8 protein-coding genes are annotated in these 11,438 nt (G+C 40.5%); all 8 read left to right on the forward strand.

The features are described 5' to 3' along the window. The first annotated feature begins 228 nt into the window (after positions 1-228). Positions 229-849 (forward strand): sigma-70 family RNA polymerase sigma factor, encoded by a 621-nt coding sequence (locus MUB35_RS14795; RefSeq protein WP_118052355.1) that lies wholly within the window; start codon positions 229-231, stop codon positions 847-849. Between the two features lie 470 nt (positions 850-1,319). Then, positions 1,320-6,548, forward strand: coding sequence for a SpaA isopeptide-forming pilin-related protein (locus MUB35_RS14800; protein WP_244806421.1), 5,229 nt, complete (start codon positions 1,320-1,322; stop codon positions 6,546-6,548). A 69-nt stretch (positions 6,549-6,617) separates the two neighbouring features. After that, a complete protein-coding gene (locus tag MUB35_RS14805; protein WP_118052352.1) occupies positions 6,618-6,809 on the forward strand; it encodes a hypothetical protein in 192 nt (63 codons plus the stop codon). After that, entirely contained in the window at positions 6,810-7,373 is a 564-nt protein-coding gene (locus MUB35_RS14810; protein ID WP_118052351.1) for a PcfB family protein, read from the forward strand. It abuts the gene before it with no gap. Then, on the forward strand, positions 7,370-9,190 hold the full coding sequence (locus MUB35_RS14815) for a VirD4-like conjugal transfer protein, CD1115 family (RefSeq protein ID WP_173753070.1): 1,821 nt from the start codon (positions 7,370-7,372) through the stop codon (positions 9,188-9,190). The genes MUB35_RS14810 and MUB35_RS14815 overlap by 4 nt, the downstream gene beginning before the upstream one ends. A 324-nt stretch (positions 9,191-9,514) precedes the next feature. Continuing rightward, positions 9,515-9,997, forward strand: a complete 483-nt coding sequence (locus MUB35_RS14820) for a DUF3955 domain-containing protein (RefSeq protein WP_117537619.1) — start codon at positions 9,515-9,517, stop codon at positions 9,995-9,997. A gap of 323 nt (positions 9,998-10,320) precedes the next feature. Then, positions 10,321-10,536: a Maff2 family mobile element protein gene (locus MUB35_RS14825; RefSeq protein ID WP_009268903.1), complete on the forward strand. Its 216-nt coding sequence runs from the start codon at positions 10,321-10,323 to the stop codon at positions 10,534-10,536. 19 nt (positions 10,537-10,555) lie between these two features. Then, positions 10,556-11,428, forward strand: coding sequence for a VirB6/TrbL-like conjugal transfer protein, CD1112 family (locus MUB35_RS14830; protein ID WP_244806422.1), 873 nt, complete (start codon positions 10,556-10,558; stop codon positions 11,426-11,428). Positions 11,429-11,438 lie beyond the last annotated feature (10 nt).

The raw sequence follows: 11,438 nt of genomic DNA on the forward strand, positions 1-11,438 counted from the left end.
TTTTAACCTGTAAAACAGGGCTTTTTCCTTTCTATATATAGAGGGCAAAGTTTCGTGTGCAAAAATCAGAGATGATACGGAATTTTGTATGATATAGCCGAAGGAGGTAATTACATAGGAGCTGCGGGCTCCCGTTCAAAAAAAACGGGTGAGTTCGTGGCTAATTGTGATGAGATTTTTATAGAGTTCATGGATCACCCGTAGCCGTAAGGCAGAAAGGTGGTCCATATGTTGACATTAAAAGAATTAAAGAAAGTAGTAAAAGTGGCAGGTATGACAAAGAGAGTCCCTTCTGAAAAGGCGTTAGAAAAAGAAGAGATTGTAGTAAAGGAAATTCTGAGTGGGGAATGTGATATTACCGTTTACGCAAATGGGTATGTGTTATACAGGGAAAACGGAAAGAAAACCATCTTTCCACTCCATTCCTGTAAAGATTATCAATACATGGATGTGAAGGAAGATCGAAGCATTATGAACGAAGAATTTTTTGACAACGAAAATTGGTATATTCGTTTGTTAATGGAAGCAACGGATCGTATGGAAATAAATCAAACTAAGGTGGCATCAAACCATAGACTCGTTTCGTATAGCGATTATGCGGATGACAGGATCTTACTGCTAGATCCAGCTTCAGATTTTCTCGACCAGTATATTGAAAAAGAGATGGTCCGCGATTTCTTAGGTTGTCTGACTGACAGACAGAAAGAGATCATCCAGTTATTTTACTTTGAAGAAATGAATCAAGAGAAGATTGCGGACTATCTTGGAATCAGACAGCAGAGTGTTTGTGAAATGATACAAAGAGCACTTTCTGTCATGAAAAAACATGCAGATGCAGAAGAAAATTAAAAAAAATCAAAAAAATTTAAAAAGCACCCTGTAAAACAGGCCGTTTTCCTTTCGTTATATGAAGACGTTTGTAAGAAACACTTCATGTACCTTGAAAAGAGAATAGCCTGCCCGGAGTGATACCTGCCTTGAATGTGCATTGTGCGTGTCCTGACAGAGAAAACGTTTTGGAGATATGGACTCTAAAATAGGAACGGATCCGGGGAAGAGAACAGGAAAACGCTTAAATCTTAAATAAAAAATAATTGTCTGAATCAAAATGAGGATGACAGTAGAAATCATATGGCGGTGTTTGTTTGAAAAGGCAGATACCGCCATATATTTGTGCTGTTATCTCGGCAAAAGTGCTGACTGTCCCAAATAGCACAAAACCAGGAAAGGAGGGGATTATTTTCAAGAAAGAATGATGGAAAGCGATGAACAAGTATAACGGATAAATAAGATTCAGAAGAAAGGAAGGATTTAAGAACATGAAAGTGAAACAAAAAGCAAAGCGGGTTGTATCCGGATTGCTGACAGCGGTCACTCTTTTATCTACGGTGTTATCACCAATCAGCAGTTATGCTGCGGAGCTTCCCAAAGAAAGGAAACTGCCTCTTTTGGAAGAGGTACAAAGCCAGCTAGATGAAGATGAAATTGTTCTGGCAAAGGATCATCAGGTGGAAGTGGGAACAAGTTTTGATGTAAAAACAGATTTTACAGGATTAGAGATCAAGGATGCGACAAAAGTAAAGATTACTTTTGAAGAAGCAAAGAATGAGCAGGGAGAGGATTTTACAACATCCCATGCAGATACCTATAAAACTGTTTATCATGTAGAACCGGTCAATCAGGAACATCCGAACTATCAGATCAGCAGAAATGTGGTTGTAAAGGAAATAGAAAAAGAGAGTGAAAGTCCTTCAGCAGATGCAGAGCAATCCGAAACAAAAGAGACGGAAGAAGATGATACAGATTCAGAGAAGCCTTTAGAAGTCCCAGCAGAGACACCGGATGTATCAGAAGGAAATGCTGCTTTTGATGCTTTGGTAGAACAGATGACAGAGCAGGATACTTTTGATGAAGGATCGGGATTAGCATTACATGATGTAATGGAACAGGCTGCAAATCAGGGAGTGGATTTTGAGGCTATGGAAACCGGAGAAGTTGCGACTTTTTCAGCGACAGCGGCAAGAGATGCAGGTGTAGGATCTCAGCAGGTAACCATTGAAAAGGGACCTACCTACCGATATGAGGATTATGGACTGGGAAGTTATGTTACGGCACCTTATTATATTTCTTATGGAAAGGTAAAAGCAACAGCTTATTGTGTGCAGCCGGCAAAACCTGGCCCTGGTTCCGGAACTTATACGATTACGAAAATCGGAGACAATCAGGCTCTTGCAAAGGTATGTTATTACGGTACCGATGCGGCAGGTGCAGAAAGTTATTTTGCGAACAAGCACAGTGATTTTTCAGCGGGAAAGAGATTTATCCTTGTCCATATGGCGGCTGCTTATGCTTATGGCAGTAGTGATGCGTTTTATGGAACCAATGCAACAGGACAGGAACTAGCAATGGATATTTACAATTATTGTGTAAAGAAGCCTGAGATACCGGATGTGTCCATGTCATTTTCCGATGCCAATGTAAAGGCTTATATAGAAGGAGATACACAGCGTACAAAGGAAATCACATTCCATGCGGCAGGACAGCAGAGTGTGACGATCAGCCTTCCATCCGGAGTGCGTTTTCACAACGTGAGTACAGGAAGTACAAGTACACCGGGAGCAAAGGTAACGATCCAGGGAGGCACAAAGTTTTATCTTTCTGCGCCTCTGACACAGGCAGAAGATACCGCAGAAGTATTCGCTTCTACTATGGCAGGCAGCCTGAAAAAAGATTATTCTGCGTATAAGCTGACAACGAATTCCAGTACCCAGGATCTTGCCTTTCTTTTCGGGGAAGGTGTGGAAACAACAAATAAAGTAAGCCTGAATGTTACATGGACAAAGCAGGCGGAGATTTCCATTGTAAAGAATGATAAAGACACCGGAAACCATCTGGCAGGAGCCATCTATGGTGTTTACCGTGATAAGGAGAGCTCAGATCTGATCACGCAGATGCCTGAGACAGATAAAAAGGGTGCTTCTAAAGTAACCATAGAAAAAACACAGGATGTTGTGTATGTAAAAGAGATCCAGCCACCGGCAAATTATCAGGCAGATCCAACTGTTTATCCGGTAGATGTCAATATCGGTAAAACAAGTACAAAGAATGTTCTGAATGAACGTACTTATGCAAAGATCCATCTGATCAAAGAAGATGCAGAAACAGGGGCAAATCCACAAGGAGATGCGACTTTAGAAGGTGCGGTGTATGGCCTATATGCGAGAGAAAACATTGTACATCCAGATGGAACAACAGGAATTGTCCATAGAGCCGGTGATCTTGTATCTACCTTGAAAGTAGATCAGAAGGGAGATGCGGTGGTAAAAGACCTGTATCTTGGAAAATATTTTGTAAAAGAGATCCAGGCGCCGGAAGGATATCTGTTAGACGAGACAGAGCATGATGTGGAATGTTCTTATGAAGGTGGCACAGTTCCAACGATAGAACGTACTGTGAAATCAACAGAACTTGTTATGAAACAGCCGTTCCAGATCATAAAAGTTGCGAACAATGGACAAACAGATGCAGATCTGTTAAAAGGGGCAGGTTTCAGCGCTTACTTAAAGAGCAGCCTGGAGAAAAAAGAAGATGGAAGTTATGATTTTTCCCATGCAGAGCCAGTCATCCTTACAGCAGATGGTAAAACGGAAATGCTCACAGATGAGAAAGGGTATGCGTGCAGTATTCCGCTTCCATATGGAACGTATATTGTACGAGAAACAACCACGCCTCATAACTATAAACCAGTAGAGGATTTTGAGATTACCATAAGTGAGAACAATCCGGATAAACCGCAGGTTTGGAAGGTACTGTTGGACAAAGAATTTTCCGCAAAGTTAAAGATCATCAAAAAAGATGATGAAACAAAGAAACCGGTGTTAGTAGCCGGCACAGAATTTAAAATTTATGATCTGGATCATAAGAAATATGTGGAACAGGTAACAACCTATCCTACGGTCACAGTCCATAAATCTTTCTTTACGGACAGCCAGGGATACCTGATCTTACCGAAAAACTTAGAGATCGGTCACTATCGTATTGAAGAAGTTACAGCACCGGATGGATATGTTGTGAACAAAAACTATGTAGAGATCACCGTGGATTCGGATACTGCCTATGAAGTAGATGGAGTAAGTGGAGATGTGATCATTGAAGTTTCCTATGAAGATCAGCCGGTAAAGGGAAATCTTATTGTGTATAAGAAAGGTGAGATGCTTTCCGGTTTTGAGAACGACTTTATCTATAAAGAACAGTACCTTTCAGGGGCGGAATTTGAAGTGCGTGCGGCAGAGGATATCTGCACTCCGGATCATCAGAAAGATGCAGATGGAAATCGTATCGTACTTTATGCAAAGGATACGCTTGTGACAACGATCACAACGGGAGAGAGTGGAAAAGCTGTAGCAAAGGATCTGCCGCTTGGAAAATACTATGTAGTGGAAACAAAGGCACCGGAAGGATTTGTATTAAATCCAGAGCCGGTAAAGGTTGCATTAACTTATCAGGATCAGGATACACCGATCGTTGAAGCAGAAGCAATCGTAGGAAATGACAGACAGAAAGTCGCTATTTCCGTAGAAAAACAGGATGCAGAAAATGGACGGGTATTATCTGGGGCTGTGTTTGGCATCTATAATAAGAAAGATATCCAGGCAAATGGAAAAGTTCTTGTGAAAGCAGATACCTTATTACAGGAAATGACATCCGATGAGAACGGTATGGCAACATGCACCCTGAATCTTCCATTTGGAGAATACTATGTAAAAGAATTAAAAGCGCCGGAAGGTTTTGTTTCTTCGGATGAGGTGCTGGAATTTGTTGCAGAGTATCAGGGACAGGAGACAAAGATTGTTTCCTTACAGGCCGTAAAGAAGAATGAACCGACTACAGCAGAGTTCGCAAAGTCAGATCTGACCACAGGCGTAGAGTTGGAAGGTGCGAGTCTGAAAGTGATTGATAAAGATGGAACAGTAATTGATGAATGGACTTCCGTAAAAGGGAAGCCACATGTGATCAAGCGTCTGGTTGTCGGAGAAACCTATACCCTTCATGAAGAGTTTGCTCCATACGGTTATCTGAAAGCAACGGATGTGACATTTACGGTCAAAGATACTGCTGAAGTACAGAAAGTGGAAATGAAGGATGAGGTTCCAAAAGGGCTTCTGATCATCAACAAAAATGGAGAATTTTTAGAGAAGATCACTCTTCTGGATAATGTGAAAGGAACGGTAGAACATTTCTTTGAATATATCACAGGAAACTTAAGTGAAGTTACCTTTGAAGTCTATGCTGCAGAAGATATCAAGGCTGCGGATGGCGTAAGTGCAGATCATTATAAGAAAGATGAGCTGGTAGGCACGATCACAACCGATGAGAAGGGGATTGCAAAAATGGAAGACCTTCCGGTAGGAAAATATTATGTGAAGGAAGTGAAAACGGCACATGGTTTTGTACTGGATGGAGAGCCTAGATTTGTGGATCTGACCTATCGTGACCAGGATACACCGGTGATTACTTTTGATGAAGAATGGCAGAACAACCGTCAGAAGATAAAAGTAACGGTCCTTAAAAAAGAAAAGGAAACAGAACGTATGCTGGAAGGTGCGATCTTCGGCTTATTTACAAAAGAAGATATCAAAGGCAGAGATGGAAAAGTCCTGATGGAAGCCAGAACGTTGATCGAGCAGAAAACAACAGATGAAAATGGACAGATCCTTTTCAAAGCAGATCTTCCAGTGGATGGGACCTATATCGTAAAAGAAATCTATGCGCCGGATGGCTTTGTGACATCGAATGAAGAAAAGGAATTCACTTTTGAGTATGGAAAACCAGAAGAAGTTAAGGTTTCCTATGAGTTTGTTTTTGAAAATGAGCCGACAACGGTAGAACTTACGAAAACAGACCTTACCACAGGGAAAGAACTTCCAGGAGCTCATCTGAAGGTGACAGATGAAGACGGAAATGTAATCGATGAGTGGGTATCTACAGAGAAAGCCCATGTGATCAAGGAGCTGACCGTTGGAAAATCCTATACGATGACAGAAACAAAACCGGCAGATGGATATGTAACTGCTGAGAGCATTACCTTTACAGTAGAAAATACTGCAGAAATCCAGAAACAGGAGATGAAAGATGATGTGACAAAGGTGTTGATCTCGAAACAGGATATCGCAGGAAAAGAGTTGCCAGGTGCAAAACTTACGATCTTAGATGAAGGTGGAAAAGTGGTAGAAAGCTGGACATCTACAGAAGAGGCACATTATATAGAGAGGCTTCCGATCGGAAAGTACACGCTCAGGGAAGAAACGGCACCGGAAGGTTATCTGGTTGCAAAGGATGTGGAATTTGAAGTAAAAGATACCGCCGAAGTGCAGAAGGTTGTTATGATTGATGAGGAAAAACCAAAAGAAAGTACTCCGGAAGGGGGAAAACCTTCTAAAGATGCACCGAAGACTGGGGATAACACCAACTTGCTGTTATGGCTGATTGTGCTTGGAATGAGCTTAAGTGGAGTGGTAGTCCTTGGAAGAAAAATAAAGAAGAAATAAGGTAAGAAAAAGCGTTCATGGAAACCTGAGGGAATCTGTGAACGCTTTTTTGTTAGGAGGAACATGAGGATGGACAGGAGAAGAGATAAGAACCTGATCGTGGAACCAAATGCAACAATGCCGGGGAGAAAATACAGTGAAGAAAAACCCTGGTCTTGTAAATATTGTTACTGGTGGGAAGGTAGAAAAAAGGGCTGCATTGAGAAGCAGTGCTATTATTTGCTTCCCCAAAAGGATCAAGGGAAGAAAGGGAGTGGTTAATTGCAGGATGAAGTGAATGAAAAAATCATAGCTCTGTGTGTCCAGACAACCCGGATGAGTACCGGTGTGCTAAAGGCATCTATGAGAAAATTTCTGGATGGAATGAGCAGACAGAAACAGAAACGGGTACAGGTAAAACAGGCTGTCAAAACAGGAAAAGCACAGGAAAAGGGCAGAGAAAAAGAAAGAAAACGACAGGAGATGAAAAAGCCTCATGGAAAGCAGACGATAAAACAACTGATCGCACAGGGAGCACAGCTTACAAATATTCAGATCACGGATCAAAATATCAAGTCATTTGACCGGGTAGCCCGTAAATATGGGATCGATTATAGTCTGAAAAAGGATTCCCATATGGAACCGCCGTTGTATCTGGTATTTTTTAAATCGAAAGATGTGGACGTGATGACGGCTGCTTTTAAAGAATATGCAGGCGTAGAGCTGGATCAGTCTAAAAAGAAAAAGCCTTCTGTCCGAAAGAAACTACAGAAGACACAGGAGAGGAAAGCAAAACAACGTCAGAGAGTGAAGACGAGGCAGAAAGTCAGAGGGCAGGAACGATGATCCGGGAAAAGATGCAGAATATCCAGATGAAGAGAGTGGTGATATTAAGCATTCCGTATCTGATCATCTTCTATCTTGCAGATAAATGCTTTTGGCTATACCGCCATTGCATTGGTGACAGTATGATTGAAAAAATCGGTGTGATGCTGATGAATTTCCAACTGGCATTTACCAACTGGCTTCCAAGCTTTCATATGCAAGATCTGTTAGGAGGATTGGTGACCGCGCTTATCTTTCGGTTGATCTTGTATTATAAAGCGAAGAATGCGAAGAAGTTCCGGCATGGAGAAGAGTATGGATCGGCCAGATGGGGCAACCGGAAGGATATTGAACCGTTTGTAGATCCGATATTTGAAAATAACATTATTCTGACCGAAACAGAACGGCTTACGCTGAATAGCAGACCAAAACAGCCGAAGTATGCCAGGAATAAAAATGTGATTGTGATCGGAAGTTCAGGTTCTGGAAAAACAAGGTTCTATTTGAAACCTCAGCTTATGCAGATGACTCCAAATGTCAGTTATGTCTGTACTGATCCAAAGGGAACCATCATTGTGGAATGTGGCAAGATGCTGGTAAATGGCGGCTATCGGATCAAGGTGCTGAATACGATCAATTTTAAAAAGTCCATGCACTATAATCCATTCCATTACATCCGTAGTGAAAAGGATATCTTAAAACTGGTGAATACCATCATAGCAAATACGAAAGGGGAAGGAGAAAAATCTACGGAGGATTTCTGGGTAAAAGCGGAACGTCTTCTGTATTCTGCCCTGATCGGTTATATCTGGTATGAAGCACCGGAAGAAGAGCAGAACTTTTCTACTCTTTTGGAATTCATCAATGCCAGTGAAACGAGAGAAGATGATGAAGAATTTAAGAATGCGGTAGATGAACTGTTTGAAGAATTGGAAGCAGAGAATCCGGAACACTTTGCAGTCAGACAATATCGAAAATATAAGCTGGCCGCCGGAAAAACAGCGAAGTCGATCCTTATTTCCTGTGGAGCCAGATTAGCTCCTTTTGATATCCAGGAGCTTCGGGAAATCATGTCCTATGATGAGATGGAGTTGGATATGATCGGAGATCAGAAGACAGCAATGTTTGTCATTATCAGTGATACTGATGATACTTTCAACTTTGTGGTGGCAATCATGTACACACAGCTTTTTAATCTGCTCTGTGATAAAGCAGATGATGAGCATGGTGGAAGACTTCCGTACCATGTGCGATTACTGCTGGATGAGTTCAGTAATATTGGTCAGATCCCGAAATTTGATAAACTGATCGCAACGATTCGAAGCCGTGAGATCTCCGCCTCTATTATTTTACAGTCGCAGAGTCAGTTGAAAACCATTTATAAGGATGCTGCTGAAACCATCACGGGGAATTGCGATACCGTATTATTTCTTGGAGGAAAAGAAAGTTCCACGTTAAAGGAAATCTCGGAAACGCTGGGAAAAGAGACCATCGATCTTTACAATACCTCTGATACCAGAGGAACAAGTCAGTCCTATGGTTTGAATTATCAGAAGACAGGGAAAGAATTGATGAGCCGGGATGAACTGGCTGTAATGGATGGAAATAAATGTATCTTACAGCTTCGAGGCGTACGGCCATTTCTTAGTAACAAATATGATATCACAAAGCATAAGAGATATAAGGAATTGTCGGATGCGGATAAAAGGAATGCGTTTGATGTGGAAAAATATCTGGAGCATAAACTGGTCTTTTCTCAGAATACAGAGTTTGAGATGTATGAAGTAAATGTAACAGAAGAGGATGTGAAAGAAGTGATAGAGGAAGAAGTAAACTAAAAAGAGTATCTTTTGGGTTAGAAATGTGATATTCTTTTATAAAAACAAATTTGAATTGAACTAAATTTCAAGTTGTGAAGGTGAAATGGCAATGTACCCTAATTTTTGGTTAATAATGTTTTGTGCTTTTATAGTTTTGCTGGAAGATATATCAGTAAAAAAAAGGAAATAGATAAAACGGGAAATTTAAATGTTGGAGAAGGGAATATTAGCCTCAATATAGGAATGCAAGAGGTTCTTGCGTCTGTTTTTTTGATATGCAAGAGGCACTTTCTTGAAAAAAACTTGGTTGAATTATAGACTGGAAACACGGAGGTGAAATACATGGATTTTGGAGAACAAATTAAAAACATTCGTCAAAAAGAAAAATTGACACAAGAACAATTTGCTATGAAACTGAATGTGAGTAGACAAGCTGTTTCAAACTGGGAGAATAACAAAAATCTTCCAGATATAGGAATGCTTATTTTGATGTCTGATGTGTTTCAAATATCTCTGGATTATTTGATTAAAGGAGAAAACGAAATGAACAACATGACAGAAAAAGTAATCAAAGATGGAAGTGAAACCAGAAGAGCCAAGTATAATATGGTGTGCTCGATTATAGGCAGTTTCTTGATTTTAATCGGAATTATACTGCTTTTTGTGAAGGGACTGTCGGTAGAGTATATTGATGCACAAGGGGTGCTGCATGAGAATTTCTTTCTTGTCCCAATTGGATTTTTATGCGTGTTTAGTGGTTTGATTTCTTTTATTACAGTTGGTATAACTACAATTATCAGCAAATTTAAAAATAGGAACTCATAATTATAGTGCTATTTTCAAGGCAATTTTTTCTTGAATGTGGAAACTATTATTCACATGGATTGTCAAATTTCAGTTTGTCAAATTGAAGTGTAGTATTAAAAATTAAATAAAAAGCGTTAGAGCATGTAGATATCCGTCTATGTGCTCTTTTTTTGCGTTTTTTTAAGAAAAGCCCTGATGATCAGGCAGAAAGGAGAGGAAAGTGAAGATAAAAATAAGATCACCTTGCAAATAAAACCAGTAAAAAAAGAGGTCTGAATAATAGGGGAAGGAGAGAGGAAACGCTGACAGACCATAGAAACAGCGTTTATTCAGAAAAGAATATGGGATTTTTCGGAAGTGCAATTACAATCTTACAGACATTAGTCGTAGCGATTGGTGCAGGTCTTGGTGTCTGGGGAGTCATCAACCTGATGGAAGGTTACGGAAATGATAATCCGGGTGCTAAATCACAGGGAATTAAGCAGCTTATGAGTGGCGGTGGTGTGATCCTGATCGGTACACAGTTGATTCCGCTTTTGAGTGGATTATTTGGTTAAAAGAAAGGAGTAGAGATCCATGTTCAATCAAATTTTTGATGCGATTGAGGAATGGATGAGGGAACTTCTAACAGGTATGATCAGTTCTAACCTGGACCGTATGTTTACGGATGTCAATCAGAAGACAAGCGAGATTGCGGGCCAGGTTGGACAGACACCACAAGGATGGAATGGCAGTATCTTTAGTATGATCGAAGGACTGTCAAATTCAGTTATCATGCCGATTGCAGGTATCATCATAACATTTGTACTGTGTTATGAATTGATCTCCATGCTGACAGAGCGAAATAATATGCATGATATTGATACATGGATGTTCTTTAAGTATTTTGTAAAAATGTGGATCGCCGTTTATCTGGTAAGCAATACGTTTACCATCACGATGGCAGTCTTTGATGTAGGACAAAGCGTCGTAAACTCGTCGGCAGGGCTGGTTTCCGGAGATACATCCATTGATATCAGCTCTGCGATCACAGATTTATCTACTACATTGGAAAGCATGGAGATCGGGGAACTTGTGATATTGGCATTGGAAACTTTGATCGTAAGTTTCTGTATGAAGATCATGTCTGTACTCATTACGGTTATCTTGTATGTCCGTATGATAGAAATTTACCTTTATACCTCAGTTGCACCGATCCCATTCGCAACGATGAGCAACAGAGAGTGGGGACAGATCGGAACGAATTATTTCAGAGGACTCTTTGCCCTGGCATTCCAGGCATTTCTGATGATGGTATGTGTTGCTATTTATGCAGTATTAGTGGCAGGCATCCAGTTTTCAGATAATCTGAGTTCCTCATTATTTGGTGTGATGGCATATACGGTGATCTTATGTTTCAGTCTGTTCAAGACAGGATCACTTAGTAAGTCAATCTTTAATGCACATTAAAAAGAAAGGA

It is taken from the genome of Blautia sp. NSJ-175, from assembly GCF_022867815.1.
In the GTDB taxonomy this organism is placed as follows: Bacteria; Bacillota; Clostridia; order Lachnospirales; family Lachnospiraceae; genus Blautia; species Blautia celeris.